General features: G+C 34.8%; 22 protein-coding genes. 15 read left to right on the top strand and 7 right to left on the bottom strand.

Annotated elements, in window-relative coordinates; translation table 11 throughout:
- Positions 1-148: 148 nt before the first annotated feature.
- Positions 149-676 carry a ferritin-like domain-containing protein gene (locus G5B32_RS12860; protein WP_165291934.1) on the bottom strand — a complete coding sequence of 176 codons (528 nt, stop codon included), beginning with the start codon at positions 674-676 and terminating at the stop codon, positions 149-151.
- Between the two features lie 216 nt (positions 677-892).
- Here G5B32_RS12860 and G5B32_RS12865 point away from each other — a divergent pair, with 216 nt between their 5' ends.
- The 7 genes from G5B32_RS12865 to idi all read left to right on the top strand — a co-directional run bounded on the left by G5B32_RS12865 (position 893) and on the right by idi (position 6,159).
- Complete coding sequence (locus G5B32_RS12865; RefSeq protein WP_165291935.1) at positions 893-1,564, top strand: MarR family winged helix-turn-helix transcriptional regulator; 672 nt, start codon at positions 893-895, stop codon at positions 1,562-1,564.
- Between the two features lie 131 nt (positions 1,565-1,695).
- Positions 1,696-3,171, top strand: a complete 1,476-nt coding sequence (locus G5B32_RS12870; protein ID WP_165291936.1) for a phytoene desaturase family protein — start codon at positions 1,696-1,698, stop codon at positions 3,169-3,171.
- 11 nt (positions 3,172-3,182) lie between these two features.
- Positions 3,183-4,019, top strand: coding sequence for a phytoene/squalene synthase family protein (locus G5B32_RS12875; protein WP_165291937.1), 837 nt, complete (start codon positions 3,183-3,185; stop codon positions 4,017-4,019).
- Positions 4,016-4,465: a hypothetical protein gene (locus G5B32_RS12880; RefSeq protein ID WP_165291938.1), complete on the top strand. Its 450-nt coding sequence runs from the start codon at positions 4,016-4,018 to the stop codon at positions 4,463-4,465. Before G5B32_RS12875 ends, G5B32_RS12880 begins: the two co-directional genes overlap by 4 nt.
- A gap of 2 nt (positions 4,466-4,467) precedes the next feature.
- Positions 4,468-4,920, top strand: a complete 453-nt coding sequence (locus G5B32_RS12885) for a sterol desaturase family protein (RefSeq protein WP_165291939.1) — start codon at positions 4,468-4,470, stop codon at positions 4,918-4,920.
- Positions 4,917-5,627, top strand: a complete 711-nt coding sequence (locus tag G5B32_RS12890) for a lycopene cyclase domain-containing protein (protein ID WP_165291940.1) — start codon at positions 4,917-4,919, stop codon at positions 5,625-5,627. The genes G5B32_RS12885 and G5B32_RS12890 overlap by 4 nt, the downstream gene beginning before the upstream one ends.
- The gene (gene idi, locus G5B32_RS12895) at positions 5,620-6,159 is read left to right on the top strand and encodes an isopentenyl-diphosphate Delta-isomerase (protein ID WP_165291941.1); all 540 of its coding nucleotides are present in this window, start codon (positions 5,620-5,622) and stop codon (positions 6,157-6,159) included. The genes G5B32_RS12890 and idi overlap by 8 nt, the downstream gene beginning before the upstream one ends.
- 107 nt (positions 6,160-6,266) lie before the next feature.
- Here the strand turns inward: idi and metA are convergent, their stop codons facing one another.
- The gene (metA, locus tag G5B32_RS12900) at positions 6,267-7,214 is read right to left on the bottom strand and encodes a homoserine O-succinyltransferase (protein WP_165291942.1); all 948 of its coding nucleotides are present in this window, start codon (positions 7,212-7,214) and stop codon (positions 6,267-6,269) included.
- Positions 7,215-7,428: 214 nt separating this feature from the next.
- Between metA and G5B32_RS12905 the strand changes: the two genes are divergently transcribed.
- The 3 genes from G5B32_RS12905 to G5B32_RS12915 all read left to right on the top strand — a co-directional run bounded on the left by G5B32_RS12905 (position 7,429) and on the right by G5B32_RS12915 (position 10,429).
- Entirely contained in the window at positions 7,429-8,181 is a 753-nt protein-coding gene (locus tag G5B32_RS12905; protein ID WP_165291943.1) for a 5'-nucleotidase C-terminal domain-containing protein, read from the top strand.
- Positions 8,156-9,103 carry a bifunctional metallophosphatase/5'-nucleotidase gene (locus G5B32_RS12910; RefSeq protein WP_165291944.1) on the top strand — a complete coding sequence of 316 codons (948 nt, stop codon included), beginning with the start codon at positions 8,156-8,158 and terminating at the stop codon, positions 9,101-9,103. Before G5B32_RS12905 ends, G5B32_RS12910 begins: the two co-directional genes overlap by 26 nt.
- Positions 9,104-9,223: 120 nt before the next feature.
- The gene (locus G5B32_RS12915) at positions 9,224-10,429 is read left to right on the top strand and encodes an MFS transporter (RefSeq protein WP_165291945.1); all 1,206 of its coding nucleotides are present in this window, start codon (positions 9,224-9,226) and stop codon (positions 10,427-10,429) included.
- 99 nt (positions 10,430-10,528) lie between these two features.
- Here the strand turns inward: G5B32_RS12915 and recR are convergent, their stop codons facing one another.
- Complete coding sequence (recR, locus tag G5B32_RS12920; RefSeq protein WP_165291946.1) at positions 10,529-11,143, bottom strand: recombination mediator RecR; 615 nt, start codon at positions 11,141-11,143, stop codon at positions 10,529-10,531.
- Between the two features lie 83 nt (positions 11,144-11,226).
- Here recR and G5B32_RS12925 point away from each other — a divergent pair, with 83 nt between their 5' ends.
- Positions 11,227-11,517 carry a SelT/SelW/SelH family protein gene (locus G5B32_RS12925; RefSeq protein WP_410528469.1) on the top strand — a complete coding sequence of 97 codons (291 nt, stop codon included), beginning with the start codon at positions 11,227-11,229 and terminating at the stop codon, positions 11,515-11,517.
- A gap of 94 nt (positions 11,518-11,611) precedes the next feature.
- Positions 11,612-12,316, top strand: a complete 705-nt coding sequence (locus G5B32_RS12930) for a TIGR00730 family Rossman fold protein (RefSeq protein ID WP_165291947.1) — start codon at positions 11,612-11,614, stop codon at positions 12,314-12,316.
- Positions 12,317-12,401: 85 nt separating this feature from the next.
- Here the strand turns inward: G5B32_RS12930 and G5B32_RS12935 are convergent, their stop codons facing one another.
- Both G5B32_RS12935 and G5B32_RS12940 read right to left on the bottom strand, forming a co-directional pair.
- Positions 12,402-13,442 (bottom strand): fatty acid desaturase, encoded by a 1,041-nt coding sequence (locus tag G5B32_RS12935; RefSeq protein ID WP_165291948.1) that lies wholly within the window; start codon positions 13,440-13,442, stop codon positions 12,402-12,404.
- A gap of 122 nt (positions 13,443-13,564) precedes the next feature.
- On the bottom strand, positions 13,565-14,377 hold the full coding sequence (locus tag G5B32_RS12940) for an alpha/beta hydrolase (protein ID WP_165291949.1): 813 nt from the start codon (positions 14,375-14,377) through the stop codon (positions 13,565-13,567).
- Between the two features lie 188 nt (positions 14,378-14,565).
- Between G5B32_RS12940 and G5B32_RS12945 the strand changes: the two genes are divergently transcribed.
- Entirely contained in the window at positions 14,566-14,856 is a 291-nt protein-coding gene (locus tag G5B32_RS12945) for a hypothetical protein (protein WP_165291950.1), read from the top strand.
- A 69-nt stretch (positions 14,857-14,925) separates the two neighbouring features.
- On the opposite strand, the gene G5B32_RS12950 is transcribed toward G5B32_RS12945, so the two are convergent.
- A complete protein-coding gene (locus G5B32_RS12950) occupies positions 14,926-16,134 on the bottom strand; it encodes a mandelate racemase/muconate lactonizing enzyme family protein (protein ID WP_165291951.1) in 1,209 nt (402 codons plus the stop codon).
- A 200-nt stretch (positions 16,135-16,334) separates the two neighbouring features.
- Positions 16,335-17,279 (bottom strand): fasciclin domain-containing protein, encoded by a 945-nt coding sequence (locus G5B32_RS12955; protein ID WP_165291952.1) that lies wholly within the window; start codon positions 17,277-17,279, stop codon positions 16,335-16,337.
- Positions 17,280-17,525: 246 nt separating this feature from the next.
- Between G5B32_RS12955 and G5B32_RS12960 the strand changes: the two genes are divergently transcribed.
- Together G5B32_RS12960 and G5B32_RS12965 are read left to right on the top strand one after the other, a co-directional pair.
- Positions 17,526-18,122, top strand: a complete 597-nt coding sequence (locus G5B32_RS12960) for an RNA polymerase sigma factor (protein WP_165291953.1) — start codon at positions 17,526-17,528, stop codon at positions 18,120-18,122.
- Between the two features lie 67 nt (positions 18,123-18,189).
- Entirely contained in the window at positions 18,190-19,371 is a 1,182-nt protein-coding gene (locus G5B32_RS12965) for a FecR family protein (protein WP_165291954.1), read from the top strand.

Genomic DNA, 19,371 nt, shown 5'->3' on the forward strand with positions numbered 1-19,371 from the left:
TTAAAGCTTAATTTAAGATACAAAAAAAGGAGTAGAAAATGCACTTTCCACTCCTTTTTTTTTGGCCCAATATAAAAGGGGACTTTTTCAGTGCCCTCCTTTAAAGCACTGCTATTTTTTTCCCTATTTTGTTAGGTGATTTTTCGGCTTATTTTTCTGCACCGGGAGATACATTTGCTTCTCCCATTGCAATTTCGGTTAATAGCTCATCTGTTTCTTTTTCCTCAGCTAAAATTTCTTTTAAAATAGCTGCAGCTTCTGAATGGCCCATCAAATCCGAAAAAGTTACTAAGCATCCGTATGATGCAATTTCGTAATGTTCTACTTTTTGTGCTGCTGTAATTAATGCGGCATCCAACACTTCAGGACTATCTTCAAATTCCTCAGCAATTTCGTCAGCCTCTTCTAATAGACCTTCCATTGCTTTACATTTTTTGCCACGAGCTGTAATTCCCAAATTACTGAAAACTTCTTTCAAGCGCTCAATTTGATTTTCTGTTTGTTGATAATGCGTATCAAAAGCTTCTTTTAATGTTTCGCTTTGTGCTGCTTTTGACATTTTTTTCAAACCTTTTAATAATTGTCTTTCTGCACCTAACATATCTTTTAGTCCGTCAACCAATAATTCATGTAAGTGTGCATTTTTCATTCCCTCTTGTTGTTTCGAAGTTGCCATAATTTTTATTTTTTTAATTGTGTTTACGCTACTAACCTCTGAAATTGAAATGAGTTTAGTTTTTAGGAAGAACAGGTATTTGTTTATTATCTCTACGTATTTGGTTCGTTAGATACCAGAATAAATACATACAATTTTAATATATGTGATTTACGGCTCAATAATTGTATAAAAAAATCCTAAATTAGATTATATTTGTATTTTTAAATCCTTGTTATGCGATACGATTTGCTTAGAGAAGTATTGACTCTCTTGGAGTCCTTTGAAACTTCCAATCATAATGATTCCTATCCTTTGAGTGGTGACGGATTTATGCAATGGATTATTGACACTAAATCAGATTCCATTTCATCAAATATAGAATGGGAAGGCAAAGCAAACGGTCGTTCCGTGGAAAGTGTCATCAGCACTTTATTAGTGCATATGAATAAATACGCAAAAAATTACTCCAAATCTGCTATTCACGAATCACAATTCTCTACGCAGGATGAATTTATTTATCTTATTACATTAAATTCGTTTGGCGCCATGTCTAAAACAGAACTTATTCGTCGCAATAAAATGGATAAGCCAACAGGAATGCAAATCATTAATCGCTTAATAAAATGTGGTTGGACGATTCAAATCGATTCTACTAAAGATAAGCGAAGTAAAATCTTAGAAATTACCGAAGAAGGAAAAACTTATCTAAATCACAAAATGGATGATATCCGTAAAGCAACTAAAATAGTGACAGCAGATCTTACCGAGAAAGAAAAATTAGAATTGGCTCGTCTGCTATCCAAAATGGACAAATTCCATCAAAAAATTTATAATCAAAATATTAGCCAGGAAGAATTGCTAAAACTAGCGTACGAAAACTATACTATTGCGAATAAGCATAATTAAACCACTATTTTAAATTTATTGTAAATCAATTCAAACTATTTTAATAAAAAATGGTTTATCTTATATAACACCTTGTTTTTAATAGTACAATTATATACTTTTATAAAACAAAAAGGTTTATTTTAAAACTAATGATCACCTCAAAACAAAATCATAAAAAAGTAGCAATTCTAGGAGCAGGATTTTCAGGTCTTTCTGCAGCATGTTATGCAGCAAAAAAAGGATATGAAGTTCAAGTTTTTGAAAAACATGCCATAGCTGGAGGAAGAGCACGTCAATTTACCACGTCAAATGGTTTTACCTTTGATATGGGACCAAGTTGGTATTGGATGCCTGATGTGTTCGAAGATTTTTTTAAAGATTTTGGATATAGAACTTCCGATTTTTACGAATTAAAATCCTTACATCCTCAATTTGAAATTATCTTCGAAAAAGATAAAGTTCAAATTCCCGAAAAATATGAGGATCTAAAAATCTTGTTTGAAAGTTTTGAGGGAGGTGCTGCCCAAAAGTTGGATACATTTATGTTAGCGGCAAAGCATAAGTATGAAGTGGGCATGAAACAATTTATCCATAAACCCTGCCACAGCTGGACTGAATTTGCTTCATTACAAATTCTTAAAAATGCGACAAAACTGGACTTGCTTAGCAATTTTGACGACTACGTAGCTAAATTCTTTCATGATCCTAAAATTAAAATGATAATGGAGTTTCCAGTTATTTTCTTGGGAGCTGCACCATCCAATATTCCTGCCTTATATAGTTTGATGAATTATGGTGGCTATGCATTGGGAACTTGGTATCCTATGGGCGGATTTTACGAGGTTATTAAAGCAATGCAAAAGGTAGCCGAGAATCTTGGTGTTAAGTTTCATTTTGAATCTGAAATAAATTCAATAAAAACTGTAGGGAATCAGGCACAAGCTATTCAGGTAAATGGCGAAGAACTCCTTTTTGACGAAGTAATAAGTTCAATCGATTACCACCACACTGAAAAACTTTTACCTATAGATAGAAGAAATTACGATGATAAATATTGGAATACTAGAACCTTTGCCCCTTCATGTTTAATTTTTTATTTAGGTGTAAAAGGAAAAATTGAAAATCTAAAACATCATACATTATTTTTTGAGCATGAACTAGATAATCATATTGATGATATCTATGTACACAAAAAATGGCCTGAAAAACCTTTGTTCTATGTCTGCTGTCCATCAAAAACTGATCCCTCAGTTGCTCCCGAAAAGGATGAAAATTTATTCTTGTTGCTTCCTGTAGCAAACGATATTGAGGACAATGAAGAAATGAGAGACAAGTACTTTAAAGAGATGCTTGCCCGCATAGAGAAGCATACTGGAACTTCTAATTTAGAGAGCCGCATAATTTACAAAAAGAGTTATTGTGTCAACAATTTCAAAGAAGATTACAATGCCTACGGAGGAAATGCTTACGGGTTAGCCAACACGCTAAAGCAAACAGCTATCTTCAAACCAGCTATCCGAAATAAGAAATTAAAAAACTTACATTATACGGGTCAGTTGACTGTACCTGGACCTGGGGTACCTCCGTCAATTATATCAGGAAAAATAGTTGCAAACGAAATTTAATAAGCTAAGCTATGAAAACAATTTATGACAATCTAGCCTACCAGATTAGTAAATGTACGACACAAACGTACAGCACCTCATTTTCATTGGGTATCAAAGCATTAGACCACAAATTACGTCCAGCAATTTATGCAATTTATGGATTTGTGCGCTTAGCCGATGAGATAGTAGACAGCTTTCATGGATATGATCAAGCGACATTATTAAATCAATTAATCAGCGAAACAAATGAAGCGCTGGAAAAGAAGATTTCTATCAATCCTATTATTCAATGCTTCCAGGAGACAGTACACAAATACAGCATTGATAAAAAGTTAATCGATCAATTTTTACATAGCATGTCCATGGATTTGGATAAAGTAACGTACACCAAAGCAAACTATGATGAATATATCTTAGGTTCTGCTGAGGTGGTTGGCTTAATGTGCTTGCACGTTTTTGTAGAAGGAGATTTGAAAAAATATGAAGAATTAAAGCCTTTTGCAATGAAATTGGGAAGTGCTTTTCAAAAAATTAATTTCCTGCGTGATCTTAAAGACGATTATTATACATTAGGACGTTTTTATTTTCCTAATTTAGACTTCATTACCTTCAACGATGACACGAAAAGAATAATTGAAAAAGAAATTGAAGGCGAATTTAAAGAAGCACTTGTGGGGATTAAAATGCTACCTAATTCATCAAAATTTGGAGTCTATCTTGCCTATCGTTATTATTGGTCTTTATTCAAAAAAATTAGAGTAAAATCTAGTGGTGATATTTTACAAAAACGTACCAGCGTTCCAAATACGGAGAAAATGTATTTAATGATGGAATCCTACTGGAATTTGAAAATGGATAGAATATGAAGATAATTGTCTTATTTATTTTTTTAAAATCATTTTCTGCATTTAGCGAAGATAAATTCCAGCAGTACAGAAAGAATTTAGCCTTAGCGCCAACTAATAAAGAAGTATGTTTTCTCATGATTAAAGACTTAGAAAACAAACCTTCAGACGCAAAGATATTAGGTTACTTAGGAGCATTTACGATGATCAAAGCAAACCATCAGATTAATCCGATTCAGAAATTATCTTCTTTCAATTCAGGAAAGAAACTACTAGAAAAAGCTATTCAGCAAAATTCTACGGATGTGGAACTTCGATATATACGCTACGCGATACAATTATCTATTCCAAAATTCTTAGGATACAATGCTGAATTAGCAACAGATAAAAAGATGATGCACAACTATTTAGCAACAAGCGAAACTGCTTTACAAGCTGATATTAAAGAATTATTAAAAGTAAAATAACAATGAATATACTGACCGTAATTCTGACTTTTATTTTCATGGAACCGATTACCTGGTTCATTCACAAATACGTGATGCATGGATTCCTGTGGTCATTGCATAAAGATCACCACGATCATAGTCACGAAGGAGCATTTGAGAAAAATGACTATTTCTTCTTTATATTTTCCATTCCTGCTATCCTTCTTTTCTATTTCGGTAGTCGTGATGGTCTTACATTTCCGTTCTTCTTAGGATTAGGAATTACTTTATATGGAATAGCTTATTTCTTTGTACATGATATATTTATACATCAACGTATTAAAATACTAAGAGACACAAATTCTCCTTATCTATTAGCCATACGTCGCGCACATAAACAACATCACAAACATGTGCAAAAAAAAGATGGAGAGTGTTTTGGTTTTTTATTTGTGCCGATTAAGTACTTTAAAATCTACTTTAAAAATTCATGATAGCCTATACATATATATTAATTAACTTCTTGACGATTATTATCTGTTTCGTTTTTTCGTTTGACCAAAGAATCAGATTTGACCGTTATTTCAAACCATTTTTAATGGCAAGTGTCCTTGTTGCCATTCCGTTTATATTGTGGGACGTGTGGTTCACAGCACATGGTGTATGGTGGTTTAACAAGACATATACGCTGGGAATTGATCTTTTTAATCTTCCCTTGGAAGAATGTTTATTTTTTATCTGTATTCCCTTCAGCTGCGTATTCACCTATTATTGCCTTACCAAGTTTTTCAATTTAGACTGGGCAAATGGTTTTAATAATATTATTGTTTTCATCACAGTAATAGTTAGCGCTGTTGTGGCATTAAAATTTCACGACCGTACATACACCTTAGTGACAGCCATAGCCACAATTGCTACCATGGTTTATTTACATTTCATCAACAAAAAGGAATGGATTGGAGAAGCTTCTTTAATTTATTTTATTTTGATGGCAGGATTCTTGCCCGTAAATGGTGTATTAACGGGTACAGGGTTAGAGTCACCAATTGTAAATTACAATTCAGAGGAATTCCTTAATATCCGAATAGGAACAATTCCTATTGAAGATGCAGTCTACGGATATGTAATGATTCTTTGGAATTTATTTTTCTTCAAAAAGTTCGCTGCGCGCACACAAGTAAAAGTGAAATCTTATGGGTAAAGAAAGAAATCATGTCGTCTTAGTCGACACACAAAATAAAGTTCTAGGGACCATGGACAAATATGAAGCACACATTAAAGGTGCTTTACATCGTGCCTTCTCCATATTCATCTTCAATGAAAAAGGCGAACTTCTATTACAACAGCGTGCTACTGGTAAGTATCATGGAGCTAACCTGTGGACAAATACTTGCTGTTCACATCAACAAATCAATGAAAACACATTGGATGCCGCAAAGGATAGATTGGCTTATGAGATGAATATGTCTGCAAATTTGGAAGAACTATTTACGTTTATCTACCATGCCAAAGTAGAAAATAACCTAATCGAACATGAACTTGATGTAGTGCTTTTTGGAATAAGCAACTCAGAACCACATCCAAATCCAGAAGAAGTACAAGCCTATAAATGGATCAATACAGAAAAACTGGAAAGTTGGATGAACAAACATCCCGAACAATTCACTTATTGGTTCAAAGATGTATGGCACCGTGTGAAAGATCATATGTTACAGACCATAGATATAGATTAAAAATAAAACAGACAATGTCAGAAATTTGTGAATTCGAAAAGTAGAGAAAATAAAATTAAAAAGGCATTGAATAAATCAATGCCTTTTTACTTTTATTTTCACATAAGCTATTCACTTTGATCTTGAATATCTCCCATTTTCGGAAGATCACGTAAATCAAAAGGTGTTTCTTGATAAACATAATAGTTCAACCAATTGTTGAATAGTAAATTTGCGTGACTGGTCCAACGTACCACGGGCTCTTGCGAAGGATCATTATTTCTGTAATAGTTGTGAGGAAGTTTAATATCCGCACCCTTTTCCACATCGCGAACATATTCCTCATGCAAAGTATAAGGATTGTATTCCGAATGACCTGTCAAATAAAACTCACGTCCACCTCTTGAACTCAATATAGCAATACCTGCTTCTGGAGATTCAGAAAGAATACGTAGTCCTGCTTTTGACAATACGTCATCACGCTCGATCGTCGTGTGTCGGCTATGTGGAATATAGAATTCATCGTCAAATCCTCTGAATAATGGATGTTTTTTATCAGAAGCAGCATGTTGAAATACGCCAAACAATTTATTTTCCAATGGCACTTTTTCTACACCATAGAAGTGATACAATGCAGCTTGAGAAGCCCAACAAATATATAAGGATGATGTGACATGCGTACGCGCCCAATCAAAAATTTTGACTAGCTCATTCCAGTAATTAACTTCTTCAAAAGGAAGCATTTCTACTGGAGCTCCCGTTACTATCAAACCATCATAAAACTGTTCGGAAACTTCATCAAAGTTTTTATAGAACATTTCCAAATGTTCTTGAGGTGTATTTTTGGAAACATGCGTTTCTAAACGCAAGAATTCCATTTCTACCTGCAAAGGATTATTTGACAGCAAACGTATAAAATCTGTTTCTGTTGAAATTTTAAGAGGCATCAGATTCAACACAAGTAAGCGCAACGGTCTAATATCTTGTTCGTTGGCGCGCAAACTACTCATGACAAAAATATTCTCACGTTTTAACAGTTCTATCGCTGGCAAATTATCGGGTATCTTTACTGGCATCTTATTCTTTTCCTCCTACTGTTTAGGTCTTATACTATCTAAAAAATCTCTGTCCGAGAATTGAGCTGCCAAATTACAACTTATACTTGTTTATAAAAAATTACAAGCTATTTTTTTAATAATATGATTTCTAGTAAACTTTAAAATTTTACAAAAAGTTAATTTGTTCCTCCGTACTTTCTTCTTAGCTTCGCACTAACGAAAATTCTACACTATGCGCTCTTATACCAAGATATTAGCATTACTGGTTGTAGCAAGTACATTTACATATTGCCGCACACCACAATATTCCCTCCAACAGGAGAAAATAAACTACAAAGTCGATAACAGTATTGCTGAAGACACGGCAATCGTCAACTATTACATTCCATTCAAACATAAGCTGGAAAACGAAATGAATCGTGTGATTGGTTATACAGAATATAGCCTTACACGCAGCCGTTCGCAAGTTGAGACTTCTGCCGGTAATTTTTTTACCGATGCATTATTGGAAATCGGAACGTTACAAGATCCTAACGCACAAGTAGCTTTGGCTACTAAAGGCGGAATCCGCGCTGATATCAAACAAGGAAATGTAACTGTAGGCAATGTGTTTGAGTTAATGCCCTTTGAAAATGCAGTGACAATCCTAGAAATATCCGGTGAAGATATGAATACCTTATTGCATTTTATTGCTAAAACTGAAGGTCAACCTGTATCGGGTTTGAAAATGGATATTAAAGCCGGTAAACCGATAAATGTCTTTATTGCCAATCAGCCCTTTGATATCGACAAAACCTACAAACTTGTAACCTACGATTACCTAGCCAATGGGGGTGATTATATGGAAGGATTAAACAATCCTATCAAGCGTACTGATACTGGAATCATTGTACGAAAAGGCTTGATAGATTATATAGAGAAATTAACAAAAGAGGGTAAAACCATAAATACACAAATAGATGGAAGAATTAAAGTCATTAAATAGAAGAAATTTCTTAAGAAATTTAAGTGTTCTAGGTGGTGCATTAGCTGTGAGCCAACTTCCACAATTTGTTCAGGGAAGACCATCAAAAGAAATTAAAATCACCGTCTTACATACAAACGATGTACACAGTCGAATTGAGCCTTTTCCCATGGACGGTTCTCGTCTTCAAGGCTTAGGCGGTGTGGCAAGGCGCAGTACATTGATTCGTAAAATCCGTGAGGAAGAGAAAAATGTACTCTTATTTGACGCGGGAGATATGTTTCAAGGTACTCCTTATTTTAATTTGTTTGACGGAGAAGTTGAATTAACTTTAATGTCCAAATTAAAATACGACGCAGGTACTTTTGGAAATCATGAATTTGATAACGGTATAGCAGGAATTCTAAAACATTTTGATAAAGCAAAATTTCCTTTCCTCACAGCTAATTACGACTTTTCGCAAACTGCATTAGCGGGTAAAACCAAAGACTATGTTATTTTTGAGCGAGAAGGAATCAAAATAGGTGTTTTTGGACTTGGCGTGGACATTGAAGGCTTAGTCGACAAGAAAAACTATGCAGGAATGCGTTATTTAGATCCTATCGCTGTAGCGAACAAGATTGTCCCCACGTTAAAAAGCAAACACAAATGTGATATTGTTATTTGTCTTTCGCACTTAGGTTATACCTATGAAGAGGATAAAGTATCGGATTTACGTTTGGCGGCAGCTACCAAAGACATTGACTTAATCATCGGCGGTCACACACACACCTTATTAGAAAAGCCAACTGAGGTAAAAAATGCAGCAGGCAAAATTACAATAGTAAATCAAGCTGCAACAGGCGGAGCTGTCTTAGGACGTATTGATTTTATTTTCAATCCTAAGACCAAAGAAAAGAAAATTGCATATAACAATTATTTATTGAACCAAGATTTAGCGTAATAATAAGTAAAAATTCAAAAGTAAAAAGGATAAATTTTATTGCTTTTACATCAATTCTAAAAGGTATCATTTTATAATATTAAAATTAGAAACTACATAAAAAATTAAAGTAAATTAGTTTTGAAGTCTATTTTTCAAGTATATATAAATTCTTACAAGGGACTATCACCTGCTGCATGGTTGTTGGCACTTGTCATGTTGATAAACCGGACAGGCTCGATGGTTATTCCTTTTCTTGGGATGTATATGTCCTCAGAATTAGGCTTCTCCAAAACACAGATTGGATTAGTATTGGGTTGTTTCGGTCTTGGTTCAGTATGTGGCTCATGGTTCGGGGGCTGGCTAACAGATAGATTTGGAAGTTTCAAAGTGCAGGCTATGAGCCAGATTGCTGTTATTCCATTATTCTTGATTTTACCAGGTTTTAGAACATTTGAGACTTTAGCTCCAATGATTTTTTTACTAACTATGGTAGCTGATATTTTCAGACCAGCCAACTCGGTATCTGTAGCACGTTATGCGAAGCCTGAAAATATTACTAGAGCCTATTCTTTAAACCGAATGGCGGTTAATTTAGGTTTTTCCATAGGTCCGGCATTGGGCGGATTCTTAGCTTCAATTTCTTACAATTGGATTTTCTATGGTAATGCACTAGGTGCGGCAGTAGCTGTATTCGTTTTTATTTATTTCTTCAGAAATCGCACTCAAAATCAAGCGCCAATTAAGGCAGAAGAGACTAAACCCAAACCAAAAGAGCGCAACGCGTATACGGACGGACTCTTCGTCATATTCAACATTTTATGTTGTATATTCTCGATGGGATTTTTGCAATTGCTAAGCACACTTCCTTTATTCTACAAAGACGTTTATGCATTAGATGCTGGACAGATTGGGTTATTGTTGGGATTTAGTGGCTTCGTTATTGTAATATTCGAAATGGTATTGGTTCATTTCGTAGAACATCGTTTTTCAGTGCGACAAGTAATGGTTTGGGGAACAGCTATCACCGCCCTATCCTATTTTATGCTAAATGTAGATTTTGGTATTATTTGGTTGTATATGGCGATGTTTATCCTTTCGACAGGCGAAATGTTGACCTTACCCTTTATGGCTACCATTTCCATCAAAAGAGCAGGATTGCATAATCAAGGGGCTTATATGGGATTTAATTCTTTAGCTTTTGCGGCAGCCAATATATTTTCACCTTATTGCGGTACTTACTTAGCTGAACATTTTGGGTACAATGTATTATGGACAGTAGCGGGTACGACTTTACTTACCGCTTCTTTAGGATTTTATTGGATAATCAGCCGAATGAAAGTTTAATTGGCGATATAGCTCAGATAAAAAGACATAACCTATTAAATACGTTAATAGCTAGGTTTGGAGCTTCCTTCATGAATGACAATGAGCGTTAAAAAAATCTTATCCTACATTACGTTCATAGGGAACGCGTGTCAGAATAGAACGACCCAAAGTAATCTCATCTACGTATTCTAATTCCCCTCCGAAAGCAATACCACGAGCAATGGTGCTTACCTGCACATTAAATTCTTTCAATTTTCGGTACAAGTAAAATATCGTAGTATCGCCTTCCATCGTCGCAGATAAGGCTAAAATTACTTCTTTGACATCTCCAGCACGAAGACGCTGTAACAATCCTTCAATTTTCAAATCAGAAGGTCCTACACCGTCCATAGGAGAAATCAATCCACCTAAGACATGGTACACACCTTGATATTGGTTTGTATTTTCTATCGCCATCACATCACGTGTATCCTCGACCACACAGATGGTAGATTTATCACGCTTCACAGAAAGACATATTTCACAGACTTCATCGTCTGAGATATTATAACATTCTTTGCAATATTGAATTTTTTCCTTTAAAAGATTCAACGACTGGGTAAAACGAGTTACTTCCGCGTCCTGTTGCTTCAAAAGGTGCAACACCAAACGCAAAGCTGTCTTCTTCCCTACTCCAGGCAGACGACCAAACTCCTCCACAGCATTTTCTAATAGTTTAGATGAAAAATTCATTGTACAAAGGTAACTATTTTTTCTGTCAGACAAGTATCAAGATATACGCAAACGAACGACGAGTATGGAACAAAATTTGTAATATTACTGCGATGAAACCGACAATTGAAATTGAATATTGCCCCAAATGTGGCTGGCTTTTGCGCGCTACTTATATGGCTCAAGAATTATTAACTACCTTCCAAGAAGAAGTCTATGGCGTCACATTAATACCTTCTGAAGTGGCAGGACGTTTTCAGATTCGTACGAGCGACCAAATTATTTTTGATCGTAAACGCGAAGATGGTTTTAAAGACATAAAAATAATTAAGCAGCTGGTTCGTGACCAGATTTGTCCAGACAAAAGTCTGGGACATTCTGATAGAAAGGCTTAAATTATTATAGAAAAATAAAAATTGTCGCACCATTTTCATCCAGAGAAATTGGTTAAAATTATTATATTGCAATTATCAGATAGAGAGAATTATTATGACGGGAGAAAACAGAATTAGAAATTCATTCGCCAACAAAACCTGGCAAGAAATAAAAGTAAAAGACTCTTGGCAGATTTTCAAAATCATGTCGGAGTTTGTAGATGGCTTTGAAAAATTAGCTAAAATCGGACCTTGTGTCTCAATTTTTGGATCTGCTCGTACTCCAGAAGACCACAAATATTACCAAATGACCGTAAAAATTGCGAGTCTTCTAGCCGAAAAAGGTTATGGAGTAATTTCAGGTGGTGGCCCCGGTATTATGGAAGCTGCTAACCGTGGTGCACATGGTGTAGGTGGTAAATCCGTAGGTCTTAACATCGAATTACCTTTTGAGCAATTCCACAACAAATACATTGACCGCGATAAACTATTGGAGTTTAATTACTTCTTTGTACGCAAGGTCATGTTTATGAAATATTCACAGGGATATATCGTGATGCCCGGAGGATTTGGAACGATGGATGAGTTATTCGAGGCGATTACATTGATTCAAACAGGTAAAATTGCGCGTTTCCCTATCGTATTGGTCGGATCTGATTATTGGGGAGGTTTGTTGGAATGGGTAGAAAAAACGATGCTTACCAACGCTTACATTTCAGAAGAAGACTTGAAACTTTACAGAATCGTTGACACCGCCGAAGATGCAGTTGAACATATCTTCAGATTCTACGACAAGTATTTATTGAAACCAAACTTCTAGAATTTACAGCAATCTTACTTCATAAAAAATGCTTCCAAAATTGGAAGCATTTTTTGTTTGTGCTATGAAATTAAAATTGAAAGTACTAGATTTCATGATAACGATTAGCACGTCTGAATGTACCTAAGTCGTTGAAACGTACACCATGTTTGCGCATAATCTCATGTGCCTTCTTGTGTGCAATATGACGGATATAAAAAGTCTCATTAACTACAAAATGATGTATCGCATGGGTCCATCCAAAGAAAAAACAAAACAATTGAAATGGATAAGTCCACCATACTGTCAATACCTGTGTTTGCTCAATGACATTACCTTGCTCCACATCACCAAAATAATGCAGATTGGAAGTGATAAAATGCAAACAGAATTGACGTAATAAATTTGGCAATAAGACAATATAAATAATAGGATTACACCAGGTCAGTATATTTTTAATAGCATCAGGCATTACCCAATTCAGCTGATATTTATCATGTAAGAAATCTAAAAAGATATCCGTAAAGAATACATACAAAATTACGTGAGACAATATGGTAAAGGGAATTAACCCAAATACACCACTTAATTTCAGTTTTTTAGCCGTTTGGAATTTCAGGTTACCTTTATCTACTTCACGTTTAATATCGCTAAATAATCCTACGACACGCAATAGATTACCAATTACCAAATCTGGTGTAAATAACAACCTTTTCAAAGACCATTTTTCGCCATTGGTTACCCCTCTCTCTTCCACATCATGTGGAGTTCCAGAAAACTTATGGTGATGATAATGTAATACCCTTCTAAACCATGGATTTAATGTCAATGGACGCACTAACCAGACAAACAACAACATAATATTGTGTACAATCCGGTTATTTTTGAAATAGATAAAATGAATAAGATCATGCTCCAGCTCATGCAATACCCCAAATAAAAAGGCATTTCCTAATATCAAAGCCCAAGCTGGAATCATATCCACGTACCACAGATAACCCAAACCAGCACTAAAAAGAAGGCAGCTGATAAATATGGAAAAGCCGATAAAATTTTGATATTTAAGAACAGGATATTTTGCTTTTAATGTTTTATATGAAGCAATAATTTCCTTTTTAATAATATTTGTTTTCTGTTGATGTGTCACCCCAAATCAAAGTTGATGTATACAAAACTACCTAATAAAACTCACAACATCTTCATATTAACGTAACATAAACGTAGAATGTCCTCATATAATAAGTTTAAGGCAGTTTACACCAGTTATTATTAATCGGCTAGCCCAAAAGTCCAAAGAAGCGCCTTCTCCTTTGTTGCTCTAAAGATGGTGTTATGCTTTTCTTTTGGTTCATCCGAGTAATGCCATTTCAGCTTTTTAACAGTATTTGCCTTCAAAATCTGTGCAAGTTCATTCGTGTGGATAGAAATATCTTCCGCACTTGAACCAGCAAACCACAAATCTGTTGAGTCGGCTAGATCAGAAAGTGAAGTTGCATTTCGATTTAAAAAATGATTATTCCACCACAAAGAGGGATCAAAAGCAATATAGTGAGTAAATAAAGTAGGTTCTGTAAAAAATGTTTCCATCACAAAAAGACCTGCTAAGGATTCTCCAATTATACCTCTTTCTGCACGGGTGCGGTATCTTTTATCGATCTCTGGAATTAATTCTTGCTTTATAAAAGCTCTAAATTTCTCCGATCCTCCCACAACTGTAGCTACTTCTTTGTCTTTTTCTACTTCAGTTTTGGGGGTAAGATCACGTCTTCTAATCGTATTTTCAATACCTACTAGAATTAAAGGCCTTATCTTTCCTTCATTTATCAACTTTTCTAACGTATTGGCGATGTGTGGAAAATCCTCCTTGACACCTCCATCCGCCATATATAATACAGTCAAAGAGTCTGTACTCTGTTTATAGATTTCAGGCAACCATATATTAATTACCCGATTTTCATTTAAAAGATTAGACGATATTGTTAGGCTATCGTGTACAGGAATGGGGTCTGAATCTGTATTTTGGACCGAACGACAACCACATATAAAAATCGAAAAATAAATAATCAAATATTGTACTCTCATAGATCGATAAATTCAAATTAAAGATAATCAAAAGCTTGATAATATCTGCACTTGATTTTCAGACACCCAGTTTTAAAAAATATTTTTCAATCGAAAATAATTTTATCTAAAAGAAAACAACAACTCCAATACGTTGTTTAAACGTATACTATTATAATCAACTTAATCACTACCTAAAACCAAAAATTATGAGACATGGGCATGCTTATCAGAATGTCGTACCATTTTTATCCAAGTATTTTGATAAAGGAAAATTTGGTCGAATTTTTTCCAACCTACCAGCTTTTGCTCCAGATACCCCAAAAGTTCGGTTCGCCCTCGTAGATATGGGCAAAAAAGGCGGCATAATGGACGCTAAAGACGATTTAACAAAACCATCTGTGGAATTGATTATCGATCCCGAATTACAAATCAATAATCCGAATGCACCAAGCATAACTGTAGGAATGACATTGTGGGACATCTCTGTGGTTCTTTGAGTGCCATATCAATTTACCCCAAGCTTCGTTGAAGTTTGAAGCTTGGGTGCTAATTTTTATGATAAGAAATTATATTTTCTTCAACAAGGGCATGCCAAATCCTGGACTTGCTGGAGGAACCAATTGTCCTTTTACAATTTTATATCCAGTAAGGTCCACGTCGTCAGAAAAGCTAGTAACACCCTCTATAGTCACGGTATTACCTAGACCGCCAGCGAGATGTGAAATATAATGTGTTTTGAGTAATGATCCCCAGGCATGGGGTGAAGATAGAGCGCCCATTTGTTTCAATCGAGGCATCAATTTTCGCCAATAGGTAAATCCTAACTCTTCAATATCCGTGAGATGCACATCTATAAGTTTTTTATCCAAAAGCTCCATTATAAAGTTTTGATCCGCATCTGCTTCTCCATCGGCTAATAATGTTTTTATACCTTCCTTATTTAGCCATTCTCGGAAATATGTGTATTCAGCTACGGTTTCATGAAAAGGTTCTTCAATCCAAAATAGATTAACACCAGAAATTCCTTGCATATATTGAATAAATTCATCCACTGCAAATCCATTATTGCCATCCACTAAAATTTCGCAATCAGGAAATGCTTGAGCTATCTTTTTGGTAACCTCAATATCTCGATTCAAACCTTCTCTAAAAGACATCCAACGATTGCCTCGCCCTATTTTAACTTTAAATTGACGGTAGCCAAAATCATAGTCTTGTTTACAATTCTCCAATACTTTATCTATTCCACTCGGATTTTGTGCAGGTTCTAAATCATCGAAATAAATCATTCCCGAATAATATTTCGTAAGAATTGGCTTTTGTTGGCCTAAAAGAGCATACACTGGTTTGTGTAAAATTACTCCAGCCAAATCGTGGAGTGCCGCATCAAAAGGAATAAATTTTGAATCGGAAATACCCACATTGACTGCAAAAAGTTCACTAACCTTTTTTCCGATGATTTCTTTTGCCAAATCCTGTGCTCCACGTATAGAACCACGTAATGATGCCCACCCCATTGCACCTTTATCTGTTTCAAGAATACAAATATCAATTCGAGGTCCATAACCATGAATGTCCAACCGCGCATTCTTACCTACTAAACGTGGGTATTGCATTCGTACATTCGAAAGTTTTATATTCTGAATACGATGATAGGATAAGTCAGAATCTTGTGAAGCATTTATTAAAATAGTTTTAGCATTCAAGTCAGAGTTCAATAAGATCGAAGATGCTATACCTAAATTTAATGTTTGAATAAAATTTCTTCGTTTCATAGGAAAAAAGGATAGTTTGTTTAAAATTAGATATTTATGCTATAGTAATTTGTACAGGAATGGTTCAGATTTATACCAAATTGTCTCATTCTGTTTAGAATTTATACAGCCACTTCTCCCTGATTAATTATAAAGCCTTAAACACAAAAAAGCGACAATTTCTTGCCGCTCTTTCACACTAATTATTTAATAAAAATACGTTACGGTAGTAATACTTTATCAATCACATGTACTACACCATTTGTAGCCATCATATTCATTCCTGTAATCTGTGCACCAGTAGAATTATTATTTCCTTTTATGCTCGCTCCAGTACCCAATTGAACAGCTAATGTGCCACCATTTACAGTAGTTAATGTTTGTCCGTTTGTTAGATCTGATGAAAATGCACGAGCTGACAACACGTGATAGGTCAAAATATTCGCTAATGTATTTGGATCCGCAGCCTGAATAGCAGCTATGGTTGCGAAACCAGCATCAATGAAAGCTTGGTTTGTAGGTGCAAAAACTGTATAAGGCCCCGCTCCCGTTAGTACTTGGGCGACATTGGTAGAACCTTGACTCGCACGTAGAACTGCTGCTACCAGATAAGATAAATTTTGATTTCCTTGAGCCACATCTACAATATTACCAGGAGCTGGCATCAGTACACGCTCGATAGCATGAATAACACCATTACTTGCATTAATATCAGCTTGGGTAACTTTCCATCCATTTACAAAAACCCCATTATTATTTTTTGTTACATATATGTCTTTACCATTTGCAGTTTTCACTGCATTGGTTCCTGTCTGAATGCTCGCTGCATTTACTCTACTGCTAAGTGTATGGTAAAGTAAAATATCTTTTACTTGATCTGCAGAAAGACTTTCTAAAACAGAAGAGGTAATACCCGAATTCGTGAAAGACTCGTTTTCTGGTGCAAATACTGTAAATGGTCCATTAGCACTCAGTGTGGTAGCTACATTACCTTTTAATACCGCAGCTTCTAAAGTTGAAAAATTTGGAGAGCTAACCACGAGATCCACAATGGTATTAGTCGGTGTTACTGTTGTATCATCATCCGAACAAGACACTGCTAAGGTGGATACCCCAAGTAAAAAGGCCGAAAAACACTTTTTGGTAGAATTTAATGTAAGTTTCATAAAATAAATTGTTAAAGTTTAATAGTACATATATAAACAATCAAAATTTAAAATAGTTTATTTTTATACTAATTTTTATTGAATTAGTTTTTTATTCTACCTAATTAAAAATTGTAAAAAGTAAATTCTATTCAGCACTCTTATCATTTAACGCCTTATTTAATTATATCACAGAATTGTACTAGATTTGTACAAGCACATTTATACTTCTAATTGTGTTATTCTAAACCATCTATCTTGTGAAAAGTGAATTCATCAAATTCTAAACTATTTAATGAGGAGAATTATCTGCTTGAGCGTTTAGCTCAGTTGGATGAGGATGCTTTTGAATATGTTTTTGAAAAGTACTATCCAAGATTGTGTCTTTACGCATCGAGTTTCGGCACTGACCAAACGCTTGCAGAAGATATTGCCAAAGAGGCATTTATTAAAATCTGGAAAAGCGATAAAAATTATAAGTCCTTAGAACATCTAAAAAACTCTTTATACCAAAGCACTAAACAAGTTGCGCTGAATAAACAGCTTGCTTTAAAACGTTCTATTCAGCGCGAAGAATATTTTTTTGATAATCAGGAGCAATACGAAGATTCTCCGCTACATCAAATAATTCATGCAGAAGTAATGGGAGAATTGTATGCTGCCATACAAAAATTACCAGAACAAGCGAAAATGGTCGTTATACTTTCTTATTTGGAAGGAAAAACTAATCAAGAAATAGCAGATGAAATGCAAATTTCATTACAAACTGTTAAAAATTACAAATTAAGAGCCATCAAACAACTTCGAAGCATCCTAACACCCGAAACCTATCTAATATTTTTATCGGTTTATAAAATTTTTTAAAAATTTTCATTGGGATGAGTACTTTTTCAATTTAGTGTGGTATTAAGGCTAAAATCAATACGCGAATATGCACCTAAATAAAGAAGAAGCTCCAAGAATAAGTTTTCTTATACGCAAAAAAATCAATGATAATCTTACTGCTTTTGAAGCCGAAGAACTTGCTTCTTGGGTTTCAGCCTCTTCGCGTAATGAAGAATTGTATCAGCAATGTTTAGATAAGGGCGATCAAAAAAAAGCTTTTGAATATTTAGAAAAAATCCATGTAGCCTCTGCTTGGAAAGACGTAAAGGAACAACTGAATAATACCGAAAGACAAATTGAAAAACCAAAAATTGGACGTTTATTCGCATATATAGCTGCTGCTTGCCTTATTGTTTTTGGTTCCATAACTTTAATTACTCAATGGTATCAAAAAATCGATAATCAAGATATCGCAAACTCGCCCATCGATTACAAACCTGCAAACAACCAAGCTACGATAAAACTTTCTAATGGAAAGTCTTATACGCTGGATAATAATCAAGAGTCTGTATCAATCAATTCAACTTCTATCGCCTATAGTAATGGACAAGAGATTACTTCTACAGATGATATTACTTCCGCTGAAATCCATACACCTCGTGGCGGATATTATAAAATTATCCTTCCAGATGGAACAAAAGCACAACTGAATGCAGCGAGTTCTTTGTCCTACCCTCTTACTTTTTCTGGTAATAAACGGGAAGTCTCCATTACTGGAGAAGTATATTTTGAAGTCACACCTAATAAAAAACAACCTTTTGTTGTTCAATCTAAACAACAAGAAATTGAAGTGCTGGGAACCACTTTCAATATAAATGCATACGAAGCAAATTCGGGTACGAAAACCACATTGGTAGAAGGAAAAGTAAAAGTAATACCTAAAACTAATAAAACTTTGCTACCTACAATTCTTCAGCCCGGACAACAAAGTGTGATCACTACAAATAAAGTATTCCTGCAAGAAATTGATTCCAAAAGCGAAATCGCTTGGATTAATGGGAAATTCAATTTTGATGGCAAGAAGCTGAAAGAGGTGATGCAAGAATTATCGCGCTGGTACGATATTGATGTTATTATAGATCATGATGTACCTAATATTGAATTTTTCGGCGGAACATTCCGAAACAACAATTTATCTACTATTCTAACGCTACTTGAACACAACGATATTACCTATACTTTATCAACAGATAAAAAACTTTTTATCAAAAAACTAATCAAGAAATAA

The sequence above is a fragment of the Sphingobacterium sp. SGL-16 genome (assembly GCF_011043515.1).
Lineage (GTDB): Bacteria > Bacteroidota > Bacteroidia > Sphingobacteriales > Sphingobacteriaceae > Sphingobacterium > Sphingobacterium litopenaei.

Excerpts from the sequence above, each read along its gene's own strand:
- G5B32_RS12860 (WP_165291934.1), bottom strand. The coding sequence starts at position 676 with ATGGCAACTTCGAAACAACAAGAGGGAATGAAAAATGCACACTTACAT.
- G5B32_RS12865 (WP_165291935.1), top strand. The coding sequence starts at position 893 with ATGCGATACGATTTGCTTAGAGAAGTATTGACTCTCTTGGAGTCCTTT.
- G5B32_RS12870 (WP_165291936.1), top strand. The coding sequence starts at position 1,696 with ATGATCACCTCAAAACAAAATCATAAAAAAGTAGCAATTCTAGGAGCA.
- G5B32_RS12875 (WP_165291937.1), top strand. The coding sequence starts at position 3,183 with ATGAAAACAATTTATGACAATCTAGCCTACCAGATTAGTAAATGTACG.
- G5B32_RS12880 (WP_165291938.1), top strand. The coding sequence starts at position 4,016 with ATGAAGATAATTGTCTTATTTATTTTTTTAAAATCATTTTCTGCATTT.
- G5B32_RS12885 (WP_165291939.1), top strand. The coding sequence starts at position 4,468 with ATGAATATACTGACCGTAATTCTGACTTTTATTTTCATGGAACCGATT.
- G5B32_RS12890 (WP_165291940.1), top strand. The coding sequence starts at position 4,917 with ATGATAGCCTATACATATATATTAATTAACTTCTTGACGATTATTATC.
- idi (WP_165291941.1), top strand. The coding sequence starts at position 5,620 with ATGGGTAAAGAAAGAAATCATGTCGTCTTAGTCGACACACAAAATAAA.
- metA (WP_165291942.1), bottom strand. The coding sequence starts at position 7,214 with ATGCCAGTAAAGATACCCGATAATTTGCCAGCGATAGAACTGTTAAAA.
- G5B32_RS12905 (WP_165291943.1), top strand. The coding sequence starts at position 7,429 with ATGCGCTCTTATACCAAGATATTAGCATTACTGGTTGTAGCAAGTACA.
- G5B32_RS12910 (WP_165291944.1), top strand. The coding sequence starts at position 8,156 with ATGGAAGAATTAAAGTCATTAAATAGAAGAAATTTCTTAAGAAATTTA.
- recR (WP_165291946.1), bottom strand. The coding sequence starts at position 11,143 with ATGAATTTTTCATCTAAACTATTAGAAAATGCTGTGGAGGAGTTTGGT.
- G5B32_RS12930 (WP_165291947.1), top strand. The coding sequence starts at position 11,612 with ATGACGGGAGAAAACAGAATTAGAAATTCATTCGCCAACAAAACCTGG.
- G5B32_RS12940 (WP_165291949.1), bottom strand. The coding sequence starts at position 14,377 with ATGAGAGTACAATATTTGATTATTTATTTTTCGATTTTTATATGTGGT.
- G5B32_RS12945 (WP_165291950.1), top strand. The coding sequence starts at position 14,566 with ATGAGACATGGGCATGCTTATCAGAATGTCGTACCATTTTTATCCAAG.
- G5B32_RS12950 (WP_165291951.1), bottom strand. The coding sequence starts at position 16,134 with ATGAAACGAAGAAATTTTATTCAAACATTAAATTTAGGTATAGCATCT.
- G5B32_RS12955 (WP_165291952.1), bottom strand. The coding sequence starts at position 17,279 with ATGAAACTTACATTAAATTCTACCAAAAAGTGTTTTTCGGCCTTTTTA.
- G5B32_RS12965 (WP_165291954.1), top strand. The coding sequence starts at position 18,190 with ATGCACCTAAATAAAGAAGAAGCTCCAAGAATAAGTTTTCTTATACGC.